This is a genomic window from Vibrio genomosp. F6, from assembly GCF_005146325.1.
Lineage (GTDB): Bacteria > Pseudomonadota > Gammaproteobacteria > Enterobacterales > Vibrionaceae > Vibrio > Vibrio cortegadensis.
The window spans coordinates 107,629-133,966 of record NZ_SYUT01000042.1; the positions used below are offsets into that span (position 1 = coordinate 107,629).

The 26,338-nt window shown below is 43.2% G+C and carries 19 protein-coding genes; 11 read left to right on the forward strand and 8 right to left on the reverse strand.

All coding sequences use genetic code 11. The features are described from left to right. Positions 1 to 3: 3 nt before the first annotated feature. The 3 genes from FCV43_RS15935 to FCV43_RS15945 are packed head-to-tail and all read right to left on the reverse strand — an operon-like array spanning position 4 to position 3,982. On the reverse strand, positions 4 to 1,059 hold the full coding sequence (locus FCV43_RS15935; protein ID WP_113797843.1) for an ABC transporter permease: 1,056 nt from the start codon (positions 1,057 to 1,059) through the stop codon (positions 4 to 6). A gap of 1 nt (position 1,060) precedes the next feature. Continuing rightward, positions 1,061 to 2,149: a microcin C ABC transporter permease YejB gene (locus FCV43_RS15940; protein WP_113797841.1), complete on the reverse strand. Its 1,089-nt coding sequence runs from the start codon at positions 2,147 to 2,149 to the stop codon at positions 1,061 to 1,063. 12 nt (positions 2,150 to 2,161) lie between these two features. Next, positions 2,162 to 3,982 (reverse strand): extracellular solute-binding protein, encoded by a 1,821-nt coding sequence (locus tag FCV43_RS15945; RefSeq protein ID WP_136995742.1) that lies wholly within the window; start codon positions 3,980 to 3,982, stop codon positions 2,162 to 2,164. Between the two features lie 400 nt (positions 3,983 to 4,382). Between FCV43_RS15945 and FCV43_RS15950 the strand changes: the two genes are divergently transcribed. Together FCV43_RS15950 and FCV43_RS15955 are read left to right on the forward strand one after the other, a co-directional pair. Beyond that, positions 4,383 to 5,003 carry a LysE family translocator gene (locus FCV43_RS15950; protein WP_017053149.1) on the forward strand — a complete coding sequence of 207 codons (621 nt, stop codon included), beginning with the start codon at positions 4,383 to 4,385 and terminating at the stop codon, positions 5,001 to 5,003. A 130-nt stretch (positions 5,004 to 5,133) separates the two neighbouring features. After that, entirely contained in the window at positions 5,134 to 5,595 is a 462-nt protein-coding gene (locus FCV43_RS15955) for a plastocyanin/azurin family copper-binding protein (RefSeq protein ID WP_136995743.1), read from the forward strand. A 90-nt stretch (positions 5,596 to 5,685) separates the two neighbouring features. Here the strand turns inward: FCV43_RS15955 and FCV43_RS15960 are convergent, their stop codons facing one another. Genes FCV43_RS15960 through FCV43_RS15975 form a run of 4 tightly spaced genes read right to left on the reverse strand, consistent with a single transcriptional unit; the run spans position 5,686 to position 11,237 of the window. Further along, positions 5,686 to 8,382: an arsenate reductase (azurin) large subunit gene (locus FCV43_RS15960; RefSeq protein WP_017053151.1), complete on the reverse strand. Its 2,697-nt coding sequence runs from the start codon at positions 8,380 to 8,382 to the stop codon at positions 5,686 to 5,688. A gap of 2 nt (positions 8,383 to 8,384) precedes the next feature. Next, positions 8,385 to 8,996, reverse strand: coding sequence for an arsenate reductase (azurin) small subunit (locus FCV43_RS15965; protein WP_113797834.1), 612 nt, complete (start codon positions 8,994 to 8,996; stop codon positions 8,385 to 8,387). Beyond that, positions 8,993 to 10,228: a cytochrome-c peroxidase gene (locus FCV43_RS15970; RefSeq protein WP_136995744.1), complete on the reverse strand. Its 1,236-nt coding sequence runs from the start codon at positions 10,226 to 10,228 to the stop codon at positions 8,993 to 8,995. The genes FCV43_RS15965 and FCV43_RS15970 overlap by 4 nt, the downstream gene beginning before the upstream one ends. 10 nt (positions 10,229 to 10,238) lie before the next feature. Beyond that, positions 10,239 to 11,237: a cytochrome-c peroxidase gene (locus tag FCV43_RS15975; protein ID WP_390903275.1), complete on the reverse strand. Its 999-nt coding sequence runs from the start codon at positions 11,235 to 11,237 to the stop codon at positions 10,239 to 10,241. A gap of 509 nt (positions 11,238 to 11,746) precedes the next feature. Here FCV43_RS15975 and FCV43_RS15980 point away from each other — a divergent pair. The 6 genes from FCV43_RS15980 to FCV43_RS16005 all read left to right on the forward strand — a co-directional run bounded on the left by FCV43_RS15980 (position 11,747) and on the right by FCV43_RS16005 (position 21,973). Beyond that, entirely contained in the window at positions 11,747 to 14,197 is a 2,451-nt protein-coding gene (locus tag FCV43_RS15980; protein ID WP_136995746.1) for a HEAT repeat domain-containing protein, read from the forward strand. Between the two features lie 282 nt (positions 14,198 to 14,479). Further along, complete coding sequence (locus tag FCV43_RS15985) at positions 14,480 to 16,996, forward strand: PAS domain-containing sensor histidine kinase (protein ID WP_136995747.1); 2,517 nt, start codon at positions 14,480 to 14,482, stop codon at positions 16,994 to 16,996. After that, positions 16,989 to 18,320, forward strand: coding sequence for a sigma-54-dependent transcriptional regulator (locus FCV43_RS15990; RefSeq protein WP_136995748.1), 1,332 nt, complete (start codon positions 16,989 to 16,991; stop codon positions 18,318 to 18,320). The genes FCV43_RS15985 and FCV43_RS15990 overlap by 8 nt, the downstream gene beginning before the upstream one ends. A 253-nt stretch (positions 18,321 to 18,573) precedes the next feature. Continuing rightward, entirely contained in the window at positions 18,574 to 20,025 is a 1,452-nt protein-coding gene (locus tag FCV43_RS15995; RefSeq protein ID WP_136995749.1) for an endonuclease/exonuclease/phosphatase family protein, read from the forward strand. A gap of 168 nt (positions 20,026 to 20,193) precedes the next feature. Continuing rightward, complete coding sequence (locus FCV43_RS16000; RefSeq protein ID WP_136995750.1) at positions 20,194 to 21,231, forward strand: endonuclease/exonuclease/phosphatase family protein; 1,038 nt, start codon at positions 20,194 to 20,196, stop codon at positions 21,229 to 21,231. Positions 21,232 to 21,400: 169 nt separating this feature from the next. Beyond that, complete coding sequence (locus tag FCV43_RS16005; RefSeq protein WP_017053408.1) at positions 21,401 to 21,973, forward strand: DUF2913 family protein; 573 nt, start codon at positions 21,401 to 21,403, stop codon at positions 21,971 to 21,973. Positions 21,974 to 22,010: 37 nt separating this feature from the next. Here the strand turns inward: FCV43_RS16005 and FCV43_RS16010 are convergent, their stop codons facing one another. After that, complete coding sequence (locus tag FCV43_RS16010; protein WP_136995751.1) at positions 22,011 to 22,790, reverse strand: substrate-binding periplasmic protein; 780 nt, start codon at positions 22,788 to 22,790, stop codon at positions 22,011 to 22,013. Positions 22,791 to 23,348: 558 nt separating this feature from the next. On the opposite strand from FCV43_RS16010, the gene rbsD reads away from it, so the two are divergent. Genes rbsD through rbsC form a run of 3 tightly spaced genes read left to right on the forward strand, consistent with a single transcriptional unit; the run spans position 23,349 to position 26,318 of the window. Further along, positions 23,349 to 23,768, forward strand: coding sequence for a D-ribose pyranase (gene rbsD / locus FCV43_RS16015; protein WP_029203455.1), 420 nt, complete (start codon positions 23,349 to 23,351; stop codon positions 23,766 to 23,768). A gap of 52 nt (positions 23,769 to 23,820) precedes the next feature. Further along, positions 23,821 to 25,326 (forward strand): ribose ABC transporter ATP-binding protein RbsA, encoded by a 1,506-nt coding sequence (rbsA, locus tag FCV43_RS16020; RefSeq protein ID WP_136995752.1) that lies wholly within the window; start codon positions 23,821 to 23,823, stop codon positions 25,324 to 25,326. Continuing rightward, a complete protein-coding gene (gene rbsC / locus FCV43_RS16025; RefSeq protein ID WP_017053412.1) occupies positions 25,323 to 26,318 on the forward strand; it encodes a ribose ABC transporter permease in 996 nt (331 codons plus the stop codon). Before rbsA ends, rbsC begins: the two co-directional genes overlap by 4 nt. The last annotated feature ends 20 nt before the right edge of the window (positions 26,319 to 26,338 follow it).

The following is a 26,338-nucleotide window of genomic DNA, read 5'->3' on the forward strand; positions in this document are numbered from 1 at the left end:
TGATCATCCTTGCTGATGCGGATCAAAAGCATCGCGAACGGCTTCACCAACGAAAACCAACAGCGTGAGCATTAAAGATAAGATGGCAAATGCAGATAACCCAAGCCATGGTGCTTGTAGATTCGATTTACCTTGCGCTAATAACTCGCCAAGCGATGGAGAGCCCGCAGGCAGACCAAAACCTAAGAAGTCTAAAGAGGTTAACGTGGTGACAGATCCAGACAATATAAAAGGCATCATGGTTAGAGAAGCCACCATTGCGTTAGGCAACATATGGCGTAGCATAATCCGCTTATCGTCGACTCCCATCGCCAATGCCGCGCGAACGTAATCGAAGTTACGACAGCGCAAGAATTCCGCTCGAACAATGCCCACTAAGCTCATCCAACTAAATAACACCATGATCCCGAGCAACCACCAAAAGTTAGGCTCAACAAAGCTTGATAAGATAATCAACAAAAACAGGGTTGGCATGCCAGACCATACTTCAATGAAACGTTGCCCCATCAAGTCAATCCATCCGCCGTAATAGCCTTGTGTCGCCCCTACCACCACGCCAATGACACTTGAAACAATCGTTAGTACAAATCCAAACAGCACTGATATACGAAAACCATAGATGATCCGCGCGAGAACATCTCGTCCTTTATCATCGGTTCCCAGCCAGTTTGTCCCATCAGGCGCAGAAGGCACCGCGCTGCCAATATCATAATTGATCGTATCGTAGCTAAATCGAATCAGTGGCCAAATGATCGTGCCATTTTCTTCTATCAGCTCAATCACATAAGGATCGGTATAGTCGGCTTCTGTTTCAAACTCGCCACCAAATTCGGTTTCGGCATACTGATTAACAATCGGTAAATACCAACCACTGTTATATTCCACCAGCAGAGGTTTATCATTTGCGACCAATTCAGCAAACAAGCTAAAAATGAAGAGTGCAGAGAAAATCCAGAGTGACCAATAGCCGCGACGGTTGGCTTTAAATCGAGCAATTCTTGCCTGCGTTAGAGGGTTTTTAGGTTGTAATAGGCCGTATTTTCCGGCTAGAAAACTCATGCTAACGAGCCTCGAAATCGATACGCGGATCGACCCACGTATAAGTCAAATCAGAAATAATACTCAATAGGAGTCCAAGCAGAGTCATTATGTACAAAGAGCTAAAAACTACTGGGTAGTCACGCTGTATGGTCGATTCAAAGCCAAGCAAGCCAATACCTTCAAGTGAAAACATCACTTCAATAAGCATTGAACCAGTAAAGAAAATACTGATGAATGCACTTGGGAATCCGGCAATAATAATCAGCATCGCATTACGGAAAACGTGCTTATAGAGAATACTGCTCTCATCCAAACCTTTTGCCCGAGCGGTCACTACATATTGCTTGTTGATCTCATCAAGAAATGAGTTTTTAGTGAGCATACTCAATGTGGCAAAACCACCAATTACCATGGCAAAGATAGGCAAAGCTAAGTGCCAAAAGTAATCGATGATTTGTTGATACCAATTTAACTGTTCAAAATTACTCGACACTAAGCCGCGCAACGGGAACCAACTAAAATAGTTACCACTGGCAAATAAGATGATCAAAATAATGGCGAACAAAAAACCGGGGATCGCATAACCGATGATCACCATGGCACTGGACCAGATATCAAAACGAGATCCGTGATGAATGGCTTTCATGATCCCTAATGGAATCGAGATTAAATAGATAATTAAAGTGCTCCATAGCCCTAATGAGATAGAGACTGGAAGCCGATCTTTAATCAAATCAATGACGTTTCCTCCTTTGAACAAACTTTGCCCAAAGTTAAAGGTAGCGTAATTTTTCAGCATGTCGAAGTAGCGAACATGAATCGGTTTATCGAAACCAAACTGTTTTTTTATCTCTTCAACTACTTCAGGGTCTAAACCGCGAGAACCTTTATATCCAGAAGATGACACCTCATCTCCTGCGCCTAAATCCACCTCTTTACCGCCACCGCTAAAACGCTCCATGATTCCGGAGTTATGCCCTTCCATCTGCGCGATAGCCTGCTCAACAGGCCCACCCGGCGCAATCTGAATGATGAAGAAGTTGATGGTGATAATGGCCCACAATGTAGGAACTACCAGCAGTAGCCTTCGAAATATATACGCTGCCATGAAACTCTCTTTCTATTGACGTTTTTCAGGAAGTTTCGCGGCTTTCTGTTTGGAAACCCACCATGTATCAATCCCTAAATCATATTCAGGCAGTATTTCTGGGCGTTCAAACTTGTCCCAACTGGCCACACGGTACTCGCCAACAAACCATTGAGGGATAATGTAGTGATTCCACTGCAAAACTCTATCCAGCGCGCGGCCTAACGATAGCAGTTTTTCAGGATCTTCCTGACTGTTTGAAATTTGTTCTGTTAAGGCGTCGACAGCAGGATCCATCACACCTGCCGTGTTGTAGGTTGAATCAATAAAATGAGAGTTCCAGATAATCATTAAGTTTGAACTTGGGTATGGGTTCGCTGAATAAGTAGATGACACCATGTCAAAATCACGATCACGTAAACGTTTAATGTACTGAGTGGTATCCACCGTTCGGATTCGCATATCAATGCCCATCAGCTTCATATTTTTCTGAACAGGTGTCGCGATACGTTCTGTGGTCGGGCTATAAATCAAAAACTCAAAAGACAGTGGCTCTCCGGTTTTCTTATTGGTCATCACTTTATTTTTCAGTTCCCACCCTGCCGCTTTAAGTAACTTAAACGCAGTACGCAATTGTGGACGGATACGACCAGAACCATTCGTCACTGGCGGCTGATACTCTTGAGTAAACACTTGCGCTGGAATCGCATCTTTTAATGGATTTAAGATCTTTAATTCAGCGTCTGACGGTAAGCCTTTCGCTTCGTAATCTGTATTTTGGAAAAAGCTCCGAGTGCGAGAATACTGCCCGTAGAACATGTTTTTATTCATCCACTCAAAATCCATGGCGTAAGTTAACGCTTCTCTCACCTTAGGATCTTTAAACATTTCTCGTTGCGTGTTGAATACAAATGCCTGAGTACTTTCCGGCTTCTGGTGCTGGATCTCCTCTTTTTTTATAAAACCTTTGTCGAAATTCACACCTGTATATGAGTTCGCCCAAAACTTAGCTGAATTCTCTTGGCGAAGATCGAACTCCCCCGCTTTAAACGCTTCTAGCATAACCGTGTCATCACGATAATAGTCATACTGTATTTGCTTGAAGTTATTACGCCCAATATTGACTGGAAGATTTGCCGCCCAATAGTCATCCACCAATGAATATGTCACGCTTTGGCCCAATTTGTAGCCAGTAATTTTATACGCTGAACTACCTACAGGAGGTTCCATGAGCGGTTCATTGAATTTTTTATCTTGCCAAAAGTGTTTAGGCAGTACACGGGTGCCTTGAGCAAAGCTGAACAACTTTTCTCGATTCGGTTCTTCCATTTCAATGCGAACCACCAGATCCGATTTAGCCGCCACCGACTTTATCTGCTTATAGTAAGAGCGATATTGCGGGACACCTTCACTCATGAATTTATCGAAGGTAAACGCCACATCGTGAGCAGTGATCGGCTGCCCATCATGAAATCTTGCTTTGGGGTTAATCTCAATTTCCATCCAAGTATAATCGTCTGAGTAGCGAACTTTAGAGGTGATCAGTGGATAGTAGGCGTCGATTTCATCGGCAGGAGAAAACATCAAGGTATCGTACAATTCACCACTTTTTGCCGCCGCAACACCACGCGAGGCAAAACGGTTGAAGTTGTCATAAGTGCCAACTTGACCATATGTGACATGGCCATATTTAGGGGCGTTGGGATTAACGTATTCGAAATGGTTAAATTCCGCTGGATATTTTGCGACTCCGAAGCCAACAAGTTGTGTGGTTTCGATAATGTTTGCTGCAAAAACGGTTGAACTCAGAATGCTGACAGCAGCGCCGACAATAAAACGATTCCACTTTACCATGTATTTCTCCCTACTCTCTTAACGATATCCATTGCGCACTTTTATTGTTTGTCTTTTATGAGAACGAAAAATTTCATGCGTAATTTAAGTATAGAGAAAATATAAGGCTATGTAATAATTAATAAAATGCTAGCCCATATCTTCGGCTCTTATTGAGTCTTTAATCACATAAAGCCTTTACGCATAAGCCTTGATTGCGTTTTTATCATGCAACGCGGCTTCTATTTGAGTGTTTTTTAGGCAGCCATATTTGCAGATATAAGTCATGTTACGAGCATGAACTCTTTTCAATTTTATAAGATCAATGACTAAACATGGTTTTTAAACCAAAAATGCCGTATGTTGCAAAATGTTACGAAAATTGCCTTTGATTTCATCAGACCCATGCTAAGGAAATTCAATGAGTTCTAGCTTACTTTTGGCATTCATCCCGACCTTCTTCTTTGTCTCCATTACTCCGGGAATGTGTATGACCCTTGCGCTTAGCTTGGGCATGAGTGTTGGTTATAAGCGAACCTTATGGATGATGATTGGCGAATTAGCAGGCGTCGCCGTAGTCTCCATTGCTGCGGTGCTCGGTATTGCTGCGGTGATGCTCAATTACCCTTGGCTGTTTACTGGATTTAAGATCCTAGGGGCTAGTTACCTATTCTATTTGGGCATTCAAATGTGGCGCTCTAAGGGGAAACTCGCGATCAGTGCTGATACCCAAAATGTTAAAGTGGGTAAAGATTGGGATCTGGTGGTTCAAGGGTTTGTCACCGCTATCGCCAATCCAAAAGGCTGGGCATTTATGATCTCGCTGCTTCCGCCATTTATCAACAATGAAGCGCCACTAGTACCGCAACTGTCGATTCTTGTCTCTATTATCTTAGTTTCTGAATTTGTGTGCATGACACTCTACGCCACTGGTGGAAAAGGGTTAAAGCGTGTGCTTGGTCATTCAGAAAATGTACGAGTGATGAACCGAATTTCAGGTAGCTTAATGATGGGTGTCGGGATCTGGCTTTTTGTGAGTTAATTGACTAAGTAATTATTTATGTGATGAATGGGTCATTTAGGCTCATTCTCTCTCCGCATTGAGCCTAAGTAGTGGTGCAAATATGATAAATACGTATAATTCTTATTATCAATCACTTATAAACTCTTTTATGAAACCACTATTTTTACTGGCTCTTTCGCTATTTATTGCCCAATCTGCTCTTGCTGAAACTCAAGTAATCAAACAAGTTTTTGATATCGAAACTACTGACTTTGATGCCATGTATCAATTCATCCCTGACTATGTCGAAATTGAAGTGGGTGAAAAAGTTCGCTTCGAAGGTTCGGTTGGTTCTCATACCGCGCACAGCATAAAAGGCATGATCCCTGAAGGGGTAAAACCCATCACTATCGCCTACTCCGATGTATCTGAAGTGACGTTCGATAAGCCCGGCGTTTATGGTATTAAATGTAAGGTTCACCACCGATACGGCATGGTTGCTCTGATTGTTGTCGGTGATCCTAGCGGTAATATTGTTCAAGCTCGTGAAGCTGCGAAGAAACGCGTTAGCCGCCGTGCGCAAGATAAGATGCAGGCAATGCTGGATAAAGCTGAAAAGAAAACTCCGTAGTTTAGACACAAAAAAGGTGGCCTCACCACAAGGCCACCAATGACACTCTTTCCCGATGTTATCTCTTCACTACCTAAACCTCGTCATTACCTAAACAATGTTTCTAGGCGCAAATGAGAAAGAACGAAACTCAGATTTGTACTTAGACTCACCCAGTTTCTTGATCTTCGCGACGCCCATTTTGTAGTTATAGTTACCACTGATTTGGTCTACCACTCTTGTGGTTAATGAATTTGAAGGTTGACGCATATCGATCATATTTGCGTACAACGCCCCTTTCTTCACGGCCGGAGTCACAATAGCGACAGCAGTCACCGCAGCCTTGTCTAGCTTGATATGCCCATTTTCCATCAATTTACTGAACTGGAAATCATCTCCATGCACGCCAAGAATGGTATCTTTAAAGTTCGCAACACGATCTGAATACATCATCACTTGGTCGCCCGATTCAATGCCGCGAGCTTTCGCATCTTCTGGGTTAATTTCGACCCAGTTTTCTGGCCAACGCTGAATAACGTAAGCACGACGCTCTACATCATCAAACCCTGATTGCCAGATTTCATTGATACGTCCATTAGAGAACCACAACTCATCCTCTTTCGGTTGAAGCCATGCATAGAAGTCACTAAATAGATCCCATGGGTGTTTCTGAATATTCACCTTACCTGTCTGGCTATTAAAGCCCGTAAGCTGTTTCTTCAGAACGTTCGCACCTTGAGGCCCATTCGCTAACCCTTTTTCAGCCAGCGTATCTAAGGTCATTTCTGTATCATGCAGGCGTTTTGTTCCAACCAATTTCTTCGTATCGTAATTATAAAAAACAGGTCCTTGGATCCCCTCGGTTCCATATTCACGTAACTTCTCATGTAATGTTTTTCCTTCAGCATGAGCGGCGACTTTGATCATATTGAAATCTTTACGACTACCACGACTGAAACGCGATGCCTCTTCTGCCACATCATTAGAATTCTGCCAGTCGAAACCGTCATAACCCATACGATTAGCCAGTTGAGAAATGATCCACCAATCTGGTTGTGCTTGCCCCGGAGCATCGGCAAATTTTTGGTAAAGACGTAAACGACGCTCACCATTCGCTCGCATGAAGTCCACTTCGCCCCACGTTGCCGCAGGAAAAACGATGTCAGCAAATTTAGCGCCAATGGGATCTCGCAAGTAGATATCTTGGTTTATCACCACCATGCCGCCTGAGTCGGCACGTTTTTTCAGCGTGTCGATGATCTCTTGCTTATCGTATGAGTAAACCTGATGCGGGTTCGCTGTCGTCAATTCCCAGAATTTCTTCTGAAGACCTTGGCTACCACACATCGCTTGGATCCATGTCGTACCGATAACATGGGCAAAACGAGTATGACCAGAATAGAGATAACGGTCTGTATCGATGGCTCTACGGCGGCGGCCCGGTACTTTCTCAGGCGATTTATTTCTCGGTAATTTACCACCCGACTGACCACCACGTTGGTGCCCACCAAATCGGCCAACCACTTGACCTTCACGACCACCAGCACCCACAACCGTAGCAAGGGTAGAGATCGCATTCGTATTACCGGTATTATTTGACCAGTAAAAGCCTTTTTCGATCCCAATCGAGGTTTTAGGTCGAACCCCATTCACTGGCTTAGCTAGCATCTCTGCCGCTTTGTAAATCTTGTCGACATCAATACCTGCCATTTTCGCAGCGTAGATAGGATCGTACTCTTTCTGTTCTAAATTCCATTTCTTATAGCCTTCAAAGCCATCGGTTTGGAATTTGCCCCAAGTGGTTCGCCACTGCCAAGGCGTGTTACGCGTACCTTGTCCAAAGCCTGAACTGGTTTCCCACTTATTGTTCACCCATTTATTAATCCACTCGCTGTCTTCCCAACCGTTCTCAATGATCACACGAAGAATCGCACCGACGACTAAGTTGTCTGAGCCCGGGTTAAGGTCAATATGCAACCCGCCCTGCTTCTTCAACCAAGCAATACCAGCGGTTTCACGTGGGTTAAGGATGACGGTTTTCATACCGCGCTGAACGGCAGGCATGATGAACTGAGTGAAAATAATGGTTTTGGTTTCGTACGGGTCAGTACCACAAATCATTAAGGTATCAGCCGCGCCCCAATCATCATAACTAGGACCGAAGTTATCAAAACCCGCGTCTCTAAAGCCAGGGGTTGAGGTGACATCCGATGGCGTATCATGGAACGAGAAGTTAGCGGTATTGACGTGGCGCAGCGCATATTTTGTGATGGCGTAGGTATTCTCAATATACTGATAAGAATACGTTTTTACGCCATAAGCATTGGTACCATGGGTATCGATAACATGACGCCCGACTTCGGCTGCAATGTCCAGTGCGAAATCCCAAGGAACGGGTTGTAAACTGCCTCCAATTCGAACCAATGGTTGAGTTAAGCGGTCACGAGTTCCGGTTGACGGATTATACAGTTTCTGCGCGAGTAGCCCACCACGCATGGAAGAGTCACCAGTTTTGTTGACCACCTTACTGTCTTTGTCAGGCACCACCACGATATTATGTGGCTTACCATCATGCATAATCACGTTGTGTTGAGCAGGTGCGACCCAAGCTTGTAAAGGCGCACTTGGAAAATCAATGCCAAACGCATTTTCACTCGCTTTCATGCCGCCATTTGCTTGCTCTAACGGCCAGCGGTAAACGTTGTAGCCACACGCAACAATACAGTAATCGCAGGCTGTCGTTATTTTCTCTGCATTTTTCGGCGGTAGCGGTGCATGGTCTTCGGGTATATAAAAATTAGTCGTCATGATTACGCCTCCTGCATCGCAATAATGTTATCGGTTCGCCCAAATAGCAGCCCCATGATGCCAACAGCGTAAATATCATCGCCTTCTAGCTCTAACAGTACTTGCGGCAAACTTTCATAAGCTTGGCCCGAAACGATGATCCCATGACGGCGCATATCAAATGTAGACAAATGGAATGGGCATTGACCAAGTACACGGTGCTCCCCTACCACTTTGTATTGACCGTTGAGTGGCCCACCTTGGTGAGTACACATCAGCGAAAATCCAACCACATCTTGCTTTGGACCTAAACCGCCACCAGCAGGCACGCCCATTTTCACTAGTAAACCTTGCGAGTTCGGGCCATCATCTGGGTAATTGAAATAGAGAGGCTCATTGGTTTTCAATTCGCTCATTTTGCCCAGCAGTTTACGAGGGTAACCCACGACTCTCGCTTTTGTATTTTGTGCTTGCGCGGTTCCTGGAAACAGAGTAATCGACATAACACTTGCAGCACCAGCGGTTGCACCGGTATACATAAGGAAGTCACGGCGCGACATCATGCATTTTTGATGCTCTTGCGCACTCTCTTTATTGCTCGACTTAGCTTGGCGTTTTTCTTTATCGAAAATCATTTTTTCACCTCCGCAAGCTCTTCTTCACTGATTAGTCGTTGGTATTTTGGAATTTCAGGGTAAGCCATCATCAATTTCTCACCGGTAAATGCATCTAAGAATGCCAACAGATCGGTTTTCTCTTCGCCCGTTAAACCAAGAGGCGTGATGAGAGGACTTTTCGTTTGAGGGAAGCCTGTTGTTCTGCCATCTTTAGCGACGCCTCCACGGTCATAGAAATCGACCACATCAGCTAGGGTGTTGATCGTACCGTTATGCATATAAGGGGCAGTAAACTTGGTATAACGCAAACTAGGTGTGCGGAACATTCCCTTCATCTCTTTACGTTTTCCACGGAAATATACCCCAGGATCAGCTTTAGTATTGCGATACATTTTCTCATTTGAACCTTTTGCATACAGTTCATAACGGAAGGTTATCTGAGCCATAGGATCGTTTTCCCAACGCAAGTTTGTAGGAACACCGACATTGTAGTTTTTCTGATCCGAAGCTAATGCACCATTATGACAAGAGATGCATTTCGCTTTGCCTTCAAACAGTGCTTTACCTTTCAATTGCTGTTCAGTTAATGCGGTTTTATCGCCCAATAGGTAGTTGTCTAATGGCGTATCTCTTTGGACAAGCGTTCTCTCAAAAGCAGCAATAGCTTTCCACGCATTGCTCACTTTAGGGTAGTTATCTCCAAAGATGGTATTGAACTGCTCAACATATTCAGGCACTAACGCTAAACGGGCTTCCATAATGTCATCTTCACCATTCCCCGCGACGCCACCTTTAGCCGCACTTTTAGCTTGTCCCTCTAACGATTTAGAAGAGCCAGCCCAGAACAACTTCTGATAATAGGCTGAATTCACGATTGTCTGGCTGTTTCTCCAGTGAACCGTTCCTGGATAACCTAAAGAGAGATCGGATGGAAAGTCCCAACCCAACGCAGGGTTATGACACGCTGAACAAGGAGTTGAAGTATCCCCCCCTAAACGGCCATCGAAGAACAGTTGTTTGCCTAATGCGACTTTCTCTTCTGTCGTCGGGTTATCTGCAGGCGTTGGTACTTCACCAAGCGGTGCCAGTGCAGGATAAGCCACACCGTTGACAACAACATCAGGAAGTGATGCTGTCACTTCTTCTGCGGTAATTTTGCTTGTCTCTTCTTGTTGTGCACAAGCAGGTAACGCGGTTAACGTCACTAACATTGCAGCCACAGCAGACAAGCTGATTGAATGATTTGTCATCTCGTCCTCCTTAGTTTTTAGCATTGTGCCAATCAGAAATAAGTTCATAGTCGTAATCGTAAGCCGTCCAAACATGTTTCTCTGTAGTTAATGGCTCACTGGATAACGACTCCAAGAATGCGACGAGTGACTGCTGTTGTTGTTCACTTAAGTTAAGTGGTTTTAGCCTTGCATCTTTATTTGAATCTTCACCGCCTCCTGCATTATAAAATGCGACCACTTCTGGCAACGTCGCGAGCATTCCGTTATGCATATAAGGGGCAGTTTGTTTGAGTTCACGCAGTGTCGGTGTCATGAATTTACCCATGTCAGTGCCGTCTGCTTTATGTGTTTGAACATGAGCCCCTACATCACGCTTCAAATTCATGTAGTTCTCGTTCCCCATGAACATATTGAATGCGATAAAGGTCTGGTGGCGCATAGGGTCACGGAATATATCGAAGTTTTCAGCAACGCCGGTATTGTATGGTTTACCATCGGTAAAGAGTGGTCCGTTATGACAAGATGAACAGCCCGCTTCACCTTTAAACAGATCAAAACCCTGCTTGGCTTGCTCAGATAACTGATTTTTGTCGAAAGGAGTTTGGTTGGAGATCAGCGTTTTCAAGTACTCAGGAATAGCTTTACGCACCGAGCCATTTGACGGTTCGCCATATCCCGCATTTTTGAACATTTTCACGTAGATTGGATCTTGTTTAAGACGCTCTTGCATCAAACGCATATCCATATTCATTAACCAGTCTTCTGTGATGTTTTCACGCGTCACATCATTAAGATTGGTACCAATACGACCATCATGGAACCACACTTTCTTATAAACGGTATTAATAAGAGTGGGTACGTTCCTAAAGCCTTTACTCCCGGTATAGGCAGGGCCCAATGCTTCTGGGTAGGAATATCCATTTTCAGGTTGATGGCACGATGCACAAGACAATGCCGTATTACCTGATAGTCGTGTATCAAAAAATAGGCGTTTTCCCAATTCTGCTTTTGCATCGTTTATCTTCATTTCAGGTAACGGACCAAACTGCTGATCATCCGTTTGACCTAAAGCTGAGAAAGAGACGCTAATTGCAGCAAGGATTAGCATTTTTTTCATTGTTATGCTCCTTAGCTTCCAAGCTATTACTGCGTTCTCTACAGCCGTGTTATTGAAGACGGTATGAATAGAGGACACAGTTCGTTTTTATACTCACTTCTTCTCTACAGCATAAATTAAGCCAAGTTTTAATCCATCTGTTTTCCATTATTTATCATTAACTTAACTACAGTGTGATCCAGTTCAACCTATGATTTATTTAACGATTTATCTAATTGCGGATTATATAAGTTAACGATATGTTTAACTCTTAGGTATGGTTCTATCAATTAATTATCACCTTCCTTCTATACCTCTGATTTATAAGCAGATAATATTAAAACCTAACTAGGCATAGATCCTGCTAATTGAACCAGTAATGAAGTAAAAGAATGCCTACGATCAGTAGGAAACAAAATCCGCTATAAAAGGAAGTGTGCATGCAAGATTTAAACATTGATGCCAATAGAGAGACTTTGCTTCGCAGTGATGCAGAACAGAGTGCGATCAATAGCCTTATCGAGCTACTTCGTACTGGTGATGAGGCACAGCGTTGTTACAGCGCCCAAGCATTGAATCGAGCACGAATCCAAGAAGCGACTCAAGCGTTAAATGACTGCCTGTACCACGAAGATCCAGATGTCGTCATTGACTGTGCTAATACACTAGAGACATTATGTTCAGGTGATATTCCAAGTTTAGAAGATGTCGCCCGTCACCATCCTGATGGCGATGCCAGAATTGCAGGGCTAAAGGCTTTGGCTCCGCACATCAATACCCCAAGCGTTGAAGCCCTTTTTCATGAGTTTGCACTAGGAAGACAAGACAACAACGATTGGGGGTTAGATTCCGACTGGGATGATTGGTGGGATCTTCAGCTCTGCGCTGTTAATACTTTATCGGAGCACATTAAAGAGAGCCATTTCACTCTATTTCTCGACATTCTTGAGCAAGATCCAGAGCCTGAGTTAGCCGCGAAGATTTATCAGGGCATCGCGAAAATCAACATCAACTGGGTGATTGAACAGCTAGAAAAGTCCGCCCCTATGACGACCAGAAAGTTAGTCAAAGCACTCACTTATAGCGATCAACAAATCGCAAAAGCATTTCTATACAAACAACTCAGATCCCAAGACACCGAAATCCAAAAAATCGCGATAAATGCGCTATGTGAGCGAAACGCCACTGAATACTTTTGGGATGTTGTAAAGTGCATGAGCGATTCGAACGCCAGTGTGCAGCGCTGTGCCATTCTTGGTATTCAAACCTTAAATGGAATGGACAATATTGATGGAAGCCGCTTAATCAGTTACATCAAAACAGCTCAGGCCGATGCCCAACCCGAACTGCTTAAGTTAATACGCGGACTTAATATCCAGTTAACCGATATTGATTTGGAGTGGATCATTAGCTTAGCGGATCAAACCAATCCTTCGCTACTGAATGAAATTCTCAATGTAATACAGCACGATCACTCTGCGATCCCTGAGCTAACCGACGAACAGCAAGCCACTTTAGTTCAAGTCGTTCTTAACGTTATAGAAGACAATAAAATCGAGCTCCACCAAAAAACTCGACTCACCCGTCAACTGATTAAGTTACCGAATCACCATCTTACATCACTGCCCGTCTTACAAAGGATTCTAACCAAACAAGATAGCCAAAACCTGAAAGACAAACAGGCTGAACAACCATTTTATGATAGTAGCCTGCGTGAAGCATGTTTGTATGTCATCGCTAAAACACCCGTCGATAGCTTTCAGCATTTAATCAAAATGACATTACTTGGAGCGATGGCCTATCCTAATACGATTGATGTCGTCGTCACGAGTTCTGAAAATGAGATGAATAGCACAGCACTCCCTGTCCAACATCAACCAGACAATGAGCAAGCTGATAAAGCAGATGAAGACGATTTAGCCGCCCTACTCAACACATATGGTGAACAGTTCCAAGAGCCTGAATCGATCGTCAACGCACCAACGTCTACCCTCGGATCTATTCAACAAGCGAACATTGAAGCAACGCTAGCACCAGTAAGCCAAGATGATGATACCCAACAAAAGATCACTGATATGGTCGAGCAACTCGACGATGAATTGCTAGGCTATGCCGATATTGTGAAAGACAATTTTGAAAGTGCTGAAAACCTCGATTTAAACCGTAAAAAAATCGCAAGAAGACCAAAAACATCCAACCGAGTATTGTCTATTCGAGCTCTGGGGCAATCGAAAAATCCACAGTCAGCAGAGCTGCTTACCGAGGCTATTCTTGGTGCGGAAAGTAACGAGTTACGCGAAATATTTCAGGCGCTGACCCTACTCAAAAAAGCAGAACCACGTAATCCGCTGGCTAATAATGGTTTAGGCGCTGCGGGTAATGTGATGCACCATGGCGATTCACTTTCAAAACAAGCTGCTGCTCACTTCCTAGCGGTAATGCCAAGCAACAAAGCATTACCTTTACTGTTTATTGGTGCGATTGATGAAAACGAACACGTTCGCCTATGCAGCCTGAATGCGATAGAAGTTCAATTACTCAAGGTTAAGAAAGTTGATCAACCGGCTTTACTGCAAATTTTACGTCGTGGGTTAAGCGACCCTGCTGGAGGCGTACGTAAGAAATCGATGCAACTACTAGGAGCATGGCTTGATGCAAAATTTGATGATACAAAACTTAATGAAGAAAAAGACGATGATGCTGAACTTGCAACCGAGTTAGAAACATTAATCACTTTGGCGGTAGATGATGAAGAGTGTAATAGAATCGCTGAAAAAGTCTTGTCTAAACATAAAGTTACAACCCTAGAATTTTTAGGGCAACAGCTTGCATCTTTCAACGATCATCGGCACCCCAATGCGGTGAAATTGATGGGAGCATTATTGAGTTAATTCAGATCGCAACTAATGGGCAATAATTTCGCGGTTTAACGCCTTCGAGATATATTGCCCTCGCGATTAATGGGCTTATCGTTAATGTACTTTCCATTAATGTACTTTCTATTAATGAGCTTTCCGTTGATGTGCTTACCGATAATGAGATCGCAGCCAATGACTTCTATGGCTAGTGTACTATTTTTGTAGAGTCGAGGTTACGCCTCAGCTATTGAGTCTTTACTTGCTTATACTAGCTTAACCCGCTCTCCTTCCACGTTTAAGGCTTTACATTCAGTAATGGACTCTGATCATAACAAACCGACACGTTCTGCATTTTTCGCTGAACTGCTTCTGTGGCTTCTCCCCGCTTATGTTGCCCTTTCTATTCTAATGAGTGTGCATTACCTACTCAGTGTCGAAAATGATCAGCAATATGCGTTGCATAACGAGCGCGTGATCGTCGATCTCATCGAAGAAGTGCTGGGGGAAACCCTCACTAGAATGTCGGCAGATGCTAAAAATTTATCTTATGTGACAAGCCAAATTCTATCGACTCATGACCAGCCGATGAGTGCCCTTACTGATTATTTTACTCAGCTCAGCGATAATAACCGCAGTTACGATCAAATTCGTTTTCTCGATACCCAAGGGTGGGAGCGGTTAAGAGTCAACAACCTCAATGGTCAAACATTCGTTGTCGAAAAAAGCGATCTCCAAAACAAAGCGCACCGCTATTATTGGCAGCACTCAACTCAGCTTCCACAAGGGCAAGTGTATATATCTCCAATGGATCTCAATATTGAAGATGGTGAAATTCAACAACCGCTCAATCCTACGATCCGAGTTGGCACCCCTGTATTTACCAACAAAGAGCAGCTTGCCGGATCAATTATCCTCAATTACAAAGGACGCCAACTGATCGACAAATTATTCGCCATCGCCCCAAGTTTCATCAATCACGTGTATCTCTTTAACCCTGAAGGCGTCGCCGTCATTAATCCAACCGACAGAGGCGAAGCCAAGTTCTTGATCAATGACCAACGTAACATCCCTTCAGCCACGTTAGAGCAGATCAAAAAACAAGGTGAAGGGCAGATGTTAAATCAAGAGAATTACTACACCTATAATCAAGTGCTCGCCCCCAACAACGGTACATGGACGATTGTATCCGTGTTCCCAACGTCACGATTTAACCTTTCGCGAATCGCATTCACCACCAAATACATATGGGTATACTTCACCCTATTCATGCTGGTTACTCTCGGAGCTCTGATCTTCTCACGCTACCGAGTACAAACGCGCTTCTTGCGTCAACAACAAAGGTACGAACAACAATTCCGTCAAACCCTAGAGAACATTCAACTCGCCGCTGTCAGTATTAATCCCTATGGCGTAATCACCTTCTGTAATGATTTCTTTTTGAACTTAGTCGGTTATCAACGAACCGAAGTGGTTGGGCATCGTTGGATTGAACGCTTTATTCCAAAGGAGTTACAACACCAAGCAGAAGACGCGCTCAAAGAGGCGATAAAACAGCAAACCCACCAGCCTCACAGCGAAAGTGTCGTGTTGAGTAAGTCTGGTGAAATACACCTCGTATCTTGGACATCGACGTTCACAGAGTCCAATGACAATTCGGTGAGTTTGACGCTTCTAGGAGAGGATGTAACCAAGCAGAAGATGGCTCAAGACCAACTTCAACAGCTCAGCCATGCTGTAGAAAACAGCCAGAACTCAGTCATGATTACCGATACACAAGGTCGAATTGTCTACGTAAACCCGGTATTTAACGAATTAACTGGGTATTCCCGTGAAGAGGTCATTGGTCGAACACCGAAATTTTTGCAATCAGGAGAAATGCCAGAAAGTGAATACCACAGTTTGTGGGAAACGCTAAAATCAGGAAATGAGTGGCATGGCGAATTCCATAACGTCACGAAAAATGGCAACTTCTTCTGGGAACGAGCAAGAATATCGCCAGTAAAAGATATCGAAAATAGAATCTTATACTATGTCGCTGTAAAACAAGATATTACCGAAGAGAAACGCCTAGCGAAAGAAATTGAACGCCAAGCGGCGGAACGCATTCAACATGAAAAATTAGCCGAAGTCGGGAGAGTCGTGAATACCATCGCTCACGACCTTCGCAACCCGCTGAGCTCAATTAAAATGGTTCTTCAAATTCAAGCTCGTAGTAATGATAATGAAATGTTTTCTATTTCACTCGAACAAGTGCGCTACATGGAAGCCATTCTTGAAGAGTTGCTCGCTTATTCACGCCCAGATCAATTTAAACCAGAATGGCTCGATTTGAATAAACTCATCGAAACCATCATCGCAAGCCAACAGAGAATCGCCAACCAATCAGGTATTGAACTAATGGCTAACTTGCAACCCAATTTGCCCACCATATACGCCGATCCAGTTAAACTGCGCCAAGCAATACAGAACGTTTTACTCAACGCGATGCAAGCCACTCAAACCAACGGTGAAGAGAGCGCCAAGGTGGCAATCACGTCCAATATCATGATCACAGATTCGAATACCCAATTACTCATTGATATTGAAAATAACGGACAATCCATTGACCCTTGTTTAGTCGACAAAGTGTTTGAGCCCTTTTTTACCACCAAGGCAAAAGGCACCGGATTAGGTTTAGCGATTGTGAAGCGTATTATTGATGCTCATCAAGGGCAGGTCTCGATTGCGCCTATCAGCCCCAAGGTCACTCAAACCAGAATTAGAATACCGACCGCCCCCGTCATCACAGCGACGTTGGAAAACCCAAAAAAGGAAGTGTTACCACATGAATAAGTTATTAATCGTTGATGATGACACTGGTATCAGCCGAACGTTACAACTTCATTACCAATCCCAAACTTACGCTGTAGAAGTCGCTCACTGCGTCGATGATGGCGTAGAGATCGCCAAATTGTTTCAACCGAATGTCATCATTTTAGATATACGTATGGAAGGCAAATCAGGTATTGAAGGCATCCCAGATTTCAAAGCTATTTGCCCTGAGTCTCGCATCATTATGATTACGGCTTTCCATGATATGGACAGTACCATCCAAGCGATGCAGCAAGGTGCCGATGAGTATATCCATAAGCCAATCGATATTGATGAGCTTGATAACGCCGTCATTGCGGCACTTGAATATCACGCTTCCAATAAACAAGATGCGGTCACTATTCCAAAAACGCTCGGGCATTCTATTGTCGGTTCATCCCATGCGATGAAAGAGATCTACAAGACCATAGGCCGCGTCGCCTTAACGAATGCATCAGTGATGATCACCGGAGAATCAGGAACAGGCAAAGAGATGGTCGCACGCGCTATTCATAAAGCCGGACGCCCAAAACAGACACCGTTTGTTGCACTTAACTGTGCGGCACTCGTTGAAAATTTACTTGAATCTGAAATGTTTGGTCATAAAAAAGGCGCATTTACTGGTGCGATTTCTGATCAAGCAGGCAAATTTGAACTCGCCAATAGCGGCACACTGTTCCTAGATGAGATTGGTGAGCTCTCGCCCATCATACAAGCGAAACTACTAAGAGTACTGCAAGAGAAAGAGTACACCCCACTCGGAGGTAAAACCTCGCACAAGACAACCGCTCGAATTATCTCGGCAACCAATATTGATTTCGAATCAGCGATAAAAGAAAAACAGTTTAGAGAAGATCTGTTCTATCGTCTGCAAGTGGTTCGCATTCATATACCGCCTCTGCGTGAACGACGTGAGGATTTGGAAGAGTTGATCCCTGCGCTACTTGGAAGGGCCAATAAAGAACTTGGAACAAAAGTGTCTAAAGTCGCTAGGAACGCAATGGCTGCATTATGTGAATATGGTTGGCCAGGAAATGTACGGGAACTTGAAAACACATTAACCAAAGCGGTCGCGCTTTGCCCCGGAGATATCCTTACTCTCGATCTCTTTGATGACATTCGCTCTGAACCTCAATTAAAACAAGAGAGCGAAACGGAAACGGAACTCGATTCATTGAGCTTGCATGATCTCGAATTTCAGCATGTTAACCGAGTATTAAAGAGCGTAGCAGGGCACAAAGGCAAAGCCTGTGAGATTTTAAAAATCAGCCGCCCTCGCCTTCAGCGAATTTTAGAAAGAGAGTAGTCCTCCATTCCCACATCAGTACACAGCCCTAAATCATATTTAGGGCTTAAGAATCACGTCGCAATAATTATATTTAATTTCAGAAGCATACCCGAAAAGTGTGATTTCAAGCATAACCAACAGAGATCTTAATCTCATTATTAGTGAAAAGTAACATTACAAAAAGTAATAGTAGTGACAAAACTCTCATTTATAAAATCATGCGTTCCGTATTATTCACATGGTTTTCACTCCCCCTAATTTGAGAATTCTAATGAAACTACTAAAAACTACTGCTGCGCTAGCAATCACTGTCGCTTTATTAGCTGGTTGTAATGATGAAGAAACGGTTAATAACTACTTACCAGAGACTCCTGTAGCCCCAGCTCCGGCTCCCGTTGATAGCGAAGGTCGTATTGCAGCGTTTAACCTTTCTTTTGACCGCTATACATACGAAGACCTTGTGGCAGAAATGAAACTAACGACTATCGAGCAAACCGCTCTAGTCGATGGCTGGAAAGCTGGTACTCTGTCTGATGAAGATAACGCGACGGCACTAAAAGTAATCCAAATTCGTAATGTTGCCGCTATTATCCAAACGGAAAGACCTGCTGTTATTATGATGTCTGAGTTCAATAATGATGGTACAGGCACGAACAATGATGCTCTAACTGGTTTCCGTCTGAACTACCTAGCGGTTCCTCAAAATTCAAACAGTATTGACCAAGATGGTACTGTACTTAAGCCAATTTCATTCCAGTACTTCGCAAACTTCGCGACGAATACAGGTAAACTAAGTGGCTACGATTTAAATAGAGACGGTAAAGTAGCAACAGATGCAGACAAAGGATCATACACTTACGCTAATGATTCATGGGGCTTTGGTCAATACCACGGTCAATATGCATTTGCATTGATGTCTCAATATGAAATAGATAAAGATAACATACGTACTTTCCAAAGCTTCAAATGGAAAGATATGCCAGGAGAAACTAACCCTACAATTACTGATTGTGACGGTGACCCAGCAATTCCTGCTGGTATGGCATGTGGTGACAAATGGTATACTGATGCTGCATGGGCAGAAAAACCAATGTCATCTAAAAACCACGTAGATGCACCAATCATCATAACTAAAGAAGATGGTACTGAAGAAAAAATTCATTTGCTTCTTTCGCATCCAACACCGCCTATTTTTGACAAATTAACAACCAACAACAAGATGCTAAACCGTGCTGAAATTGACTTCTGGGTTGATTACGTAGGTGGTAATGCAAACTACATTTATGATGATAAAGGCGTGACGGGTGGACTTGAGTCTGGTGCTCACTTTATCGTTATGGGCGACCTAAACGCTGATCCACTTAAAGGTGATGGTGACCTAACGGCTATCAACGCACTGATGGATCACGATAAAGTAAATCGTCTAGCGACATTTGGACCTTTAGCTCCAGCTAGTCTTGGTGGTCCTGAATGCCTTGCACTTGGTGAGTGTAAAGAAGCAAACTGGGATACTCCAAATCCTGATCAAGTAACAAGCACAAGTGGTTTACGCCTTGATCACGTTATCCCATCGGCCAATCTCAATATTACTGAGTCAGGAGTACACTGGCCTGCTACTTTCGAATCAGGTCGTCTTCTTGTGAATGATGAACGCGTTGGTAACGGAAACAGCAAAGCTATCTCTTCTGACCACCGTCTGGTTTGGATCAAAGCAGAGCTATAATCATCCAATTTACCTCTACGGGTAATTAAACGATACCAAAGCCTCACGCCATAAACGTGGGGCTTTTTCGTAGCCGTCCAATTTAATTAACAGTTAGCCATACCATTTTCGGCGCATTTCAGTACTATTGTAAACAACTAACCAGAATCTGATTTTGAGAACTGAAATTTGCCTAATCCTGATGCAATCACCTTCACCACCATTAATCTTTTCAATTATGTTGAGCCACCCAATGCTTACTACGATTTTGAAAATATTTTGACGCAAGAAGAGTGGCAAAAAAAACAGAAATGGTTTCACGACAAAATCAGCCAGTTAAATTCTGATGTTATTGGTTTTCAAGAAGTCTTTAGCCCCAACGCACTAGAAAAACAGCTTAACCAACTCGGTTATCCCTACTTTTGTACCGTTGATGAACCCAAAGCCGAAGATGGCTATCTATTCCACTCTCCGGTGGTTGCCATTGCATCACGTTTTCCGATTGTGAAGTGCCAACCTGTAGTATCGGACAATGAGTTCATCGCTCGATTTGAAACGAGCACTGATTTTTCATTTAATCGAATTCCAGTACATGCCAGCATTGAATTGCCTCATATAGGCATTACAGATTGTTATGTGGTGCATTTCAAATCTCAACGTCCAAAAGAACCCATCGAGTTAGAAAATAGAGCAGAGCCAGAACCCATTGCTTATGAAAAAAAACAGCTGAACTCATTACATGATGAACAGTTTGGTTCATGGCTATCCACTCTTCAACGCGGCCTTGAAGCGAATTTACTGCATCGCTACATCACTACTCAAAGAGAAAAAACCGATCAAGCAGTCGTATTAATGGGCGACTTCAATAAGCCTCTATTTAACGAAGAATTTAGTGGTTTACTCTCCTGTGAATTAAGACGCGACAGATTTAGCCTAGAGTGGCTCGCACCATTTCAACTCAAAGACAGCTGGGATATTTACTGCCAATTGAACGGTGTCGATTTATTAGAAGATAGAGCGCCAACTCATTATCACGGAGCAAAAGGATCGGTATTGGATTACATACTGTTATCTAATGAGTTCGACTGTCATAACTCATCTAATATTCTAGAGGTGGTGAAATATAAGGTAACGGATCAACATATCATCAACCCTAGTTTTGAACACGATCAATTCAGTACCGATCATGCATTAGTTTCAATCACAGCTCAAATTCGACATGCATAGAGAAAACGACCCTGAATGCATTCAAGCTAATCACTCGGGTTATTTTTGTATGACGATTATTTTAGTAGTAAAATGTAACAAACTCAGAAAGAAGATATCATACGCGACTATTATTTTACGCGATTAAGTGTATGATATTTGTTAATTTCAGCACCAAATCGATACGCGAATGAACCAATCCCAATTACTATTAGACATCACGACACACGCCTTATTACATCTGGAATTCAAAAAACTCGACAAACGCCTTTCCATAGCAGAAATCAATAACCTGCTGGTTCAATATCTTAAGCGCATCGCTAAGTCGAATCGATACAAAGCCGTAAGAAAGACCACGAAAAAGTGGCTATTAATTGGCAGACAATCTGGCAGCAATCTTGAGTCCGTGCTAGTCAAAAATAGAGATAATCTCGTCCAAACATGCTCGACCGATTTGTTCCGTTTTGTCGATCTAATTGGCAGAATTGAAACTCAGCTTCGAACTAAAATTCAATACTCCCATGCTCATAATATCGATCTGAATGCACGTTACGGAAAAGTCTTAGTTTGTGTCGTAGATGAAGATTTAACATCAAGTTTTGATGAACATGGAATGATGAGCAAATCGACCCAGATTCTGTTTATCGGAAGCTCAGAACATAAAGAGATGTTTTCAATCATTGTCGACCAGAGCGATCACTTTCAATCCGTCGTGGCTTATGAAGATAAAGAACACCTGCGCGTCGAATTGTTTAGGATGTAATACCATCGACTATTTGATAAAGCCAAAATCGATGGGTTCAATCCACATACTTATGTCGATTTTCAGATAGGACACTATCTCTACTTGAGCCAATGGTGTCCCATACCTGGTTAACTAAATTCGGGTGACTGTCGGCAAACTTCTGACCAAACACTAAATAATAGTCCTTCGTGATGATGGCTGGTTGAACCTGCTCCACATCTGGATAGTCATTACTGTTTAAGAAATCTAAAGCTGTTGAATCTTGTACCGCTATTGCTGCTAAACGTTGTAACTTAAGCATTCCAAATAATTGAGACGTGGTTTTAACTTCATAAACCTTAACTTTTCTTTTTTCTAATTCTCTTACAATTGAAAACCCTAAATGGGCCCCCACTTGCTTATTTGTTTGTGTCAGGTTTTCGCCATCCCAATCAAGCGGCTTATTCTTTAATTTATAAAAATAATAGCCTAACGTTGCAACTCGCTTCGTGCTATCAAGTTTACCTTCCACCATTGGATAGCTCGCATATTTTTCACGTTGTGCATTGTGAGAGAGAATAAACGCGCCATCCACTTTCCCCGTTTTTAGGTACTGCAACACCCTTTTGCCAGGTAGACGGACGTACCTCACATTGATACCCAACTCGCTCATACTTTTATTTATGAGATCTATTGATAAACCCGGAGGGTCAGCAACATCTCGGCCGCTTCCCATCTGAAATGGGTAAGATTGTGTATCTGAATAAGCAAGAATTATCGTTTCAGAGGCCAAAGAGAGACCAGAAAAGAGAGAGACGGATAAGGTAACCCAAAGTTTCAAACCATTATTAATCATAAGCCCCCCAACTATCTTATTGATAGAACAGAATATATCCTTAAAGTACGATTATCTCCACCCAGTAGATAAAGATAACTCATATAATACTGACTTTATTCTGACAAACTCCCCAACGGGTCACAATATTCGCTTGCAAATTAATATTTTATAAAATGATCATTAATTGAATATTCGAGTGTTTTCTTGGCTAAGCTTGAGCAACAGGCATCTCACGTTAGATTCTATGTCTATTAGCTTTAACATGGCGAATATCTCCCTCTCTTCACCGATTTCAAGTCACCTAACGCCGATGTATAGCTTTTGAACGTACTCTTTAGAGATTTTTATCTAACGAAATATGAAATTCGCTCGCTCTACTGACAAAATCATCAGTGATGAATATCACCTTTTTGGGCCTCATCGAAACGTATCGATGACAAAGATCACACATTCACATTTCGTGATGTGCAAATTATAAAATCAACGCTATTATCACCATCGAAACGTATCGATGGGCATTTTTCGAGCTATCTCAAACTCATTAACTCGGACCATCTACACTTTAAAGGTCGTAATATGAAAAAAAGTACCCTACTCAACTCTGAAATGTCTTTTTTGGTGGCGACTCTTGGCCACACCGATGAAATCACTATTTGCGATGCTGGATTACCGATTCCGGATTTTGTTCAACGTATTGACCTCGCCCTCACCCATGGCGTTCCAAGCTTCATTGACACGGTAAAAGTCACGTTAGACGAATCGCAAATTGAAGGCGTTATCATCGCAGAAGAATTTTCCAAGGTAAGTCCAGATCTTCACGGCTTGCTTATTGAAGAACTTAAGGCAGAAGAACTACGTTGTAAAAAAACCATCACCATTGCTTACCTACCACACGAAGAGTTCAAAGCCCGCACAGCAGAGAGCCGAGCGGTAATAAGAACAGGTGAATGCACTCCCTACGCCAACGTGATTTTTCAAGCCGGTGTGACCTTTTAATGCTTGGCTTAATTCACCAGAAAATGAAATTCGCTAACGTTGAGGACCAAAAATGACTCAAGCAATTTTAGAACTAGATTCCATTGAAAAAGCATTCCCTGGAGTTAAAGCTCTCGATAAAGCCAGCCTGAATGTTTATCCCGGCCGAGTAATGGCGCTGATGGGAGAGAATGGAGCTGGTAAATCAACCTTAATGAAAGCGCTAACTGGCATCTACGCGATGGACGCAGGGAGTATTCAATATCAAGGGCAACCTGCATCATTTAAAGGTCCGCGAGACTCTCAACAAGCTGGTATCAGCATTATCCACCAGGAGCTGAACTTAATTCCTGAGCTGACAATCGCAGAGAACATCTTCCTTGGTCGAGAAATCACCGGAACGATGGGGCGTATTCTATGGAGTGAGATGTACCAAGCGGCAGACAAATTACTGGCTCGCTTAAATGTTAAGCACAGCTCAAAAACGCCATTAGGTCATTTAAGCCTTGGTGAGCAGCAAATGGTCGAGATTGCTAAAGCGCTGTCATTTGAGTCTAAGGTCATCATCATGGATGAACCCACCGATGCACTGACCGATACCGAAACAGAGTCGTTGTTCAAGGTCATTAATGAACTAAGAGCAGAAGGGTGCGGCATTGTTTATATTTCACACCGTTTGAAAGAGATTTTTGAGATTTGCGATGACATCACCGTTTTACGTGATGGCAAATTCATTGGTCAACGTACCGTTGCTGAAACCGATGAAGATATGCTTATCGAAATGATGGTTGGACGTAAGCTAGACGAACAATATCCACGTATTAATGCCGAACACGGCACCGTATGTTTAGAAGTTAAAAACCTATGTGGCTCCGGTGTTAATAATATCAGCTTCACGTTAGATCACGGTGAGATCCTCGGTATTTCAGGTTTGATGGGCGCAGGTCGAACAGAATTAATGAAAGTCATTTACGGTGCACTGCCCTATGAGTCTGGTGAAATTAGACTGCACGGCAAAACCATCAACCCCATAAGCCCTCAAGATGGGTTAGCAAATGGCATTGCTTATATATCTGAAGATAGGAAAGGCGATGGGCTCGTACTTGGTCTTTCCGTCAAAGAGAACATGTCCATTTGTGCGCTTGATAAGCTCACCAAAGGAATGCAAATCCAACATAAAGATGAAGCCATTGCTGTTGAAGATTTCATAAAACTTTTCAATATCAAAACGCCAAGCCGCGATCAGATCATCGGCAACCTTTCCGGTGGTAACCAGCAAAAGGTTGCAATTGCAAAAGGGTTAATGACTCGTCCCAACGTATTGATTCTCGATGAGCCAACTCGTGGTGTTGATGTCGGTGCGAAAAAAGAGATTTACCAACTGATCAACAAATTTAAAGCCGAAGGGATGAGCATCATTCTAGTTTCATCTGAAATGCCTGAGGTATTAGGCATGAGTGACCGTATTTTGGTTATGCATGAAGGGCACATAAGTGGCGAATTTGAAGCAAAAGATGCCAACCAAGAATTACTACTGGCGTGCGCAGTCGGTAAAAAGATTAACGAGGAAGCAGCATGAGTAGCAAAACCATGAGCAAGACAAACTCAGATACTGAAAAAAACATGAAGAAACCACTGATTAGCAAAGAGTGGCTCATTGAGCAGAAATCACTTATCGCTCTTATTTTTCTGATTGTCGTGGTTTCATTTTTGAACCCTAACTTTTTTACTCTCGACAACATTCTCAATATTCTTAGACAAACATCCGTTAACGCTATTATTGCCGTCGGTATGACACTGGTTATTTTAACGGCTGGGATAGATTTAAGCGTTGGCTCTGTACTTGCGCTTTGTGGTGCATTTGCGGCTAGCTTAATAGGAATGGAAGTGCCCGTTATTGTTGCTGTTCCTACCGCATTGTTAGCTGGCGCTGCACTCGGTGCAATCAGCGGAATCATTATTGCCAAAGGTAAAGTGCAAGCTTTCATTGCCACACTCGTCACCATGACTCTGCTTCGCGGTGTCACTATGGTCTACACCGATGGCCGCCCTATCTCGACGGGTTTTACTGATACTGGCGATGCGTTCGCATGGTTTGGTACCGGTTACGCTCTTGGCATTCCTGTCCCTGTATGGCTGATGGTGATTGTGTTTGCTTCTGTCTGGTATCTGCTTAATCACACTCGCTTTGGTCGCTATGTTTACGCGCTAGGTGGAAACGAATCTGCCACTCGCCTTTCTGGTATCAATGTTGATCGCGTGAAAATTGGTGTTTACGCCATCTGTGGTTTACTTGCTGCATTAGCAGGGTTGATCGTGACCTCACGCTTGTCATCCGCCCAACCGACCGCTGGTATGGGTTACGAACTAGATGCAATTGCCGCGGTGGTTCTCGGTGGCACAAGTTTAGCCGGAGGTAGAGGCCGGATCATGGGTACGCTCATTGGCGCTCTTATCATCGGTTTCTTAAACAATGCACTGAACTTACTAGACGTCTCTTCTTACTACCAGATGATCGCGAAAGCGGTGGTTATTTTGCTGGCAGTATTAGTCGATAACAAAAACAAATAGCAATATAGATAACATTATTA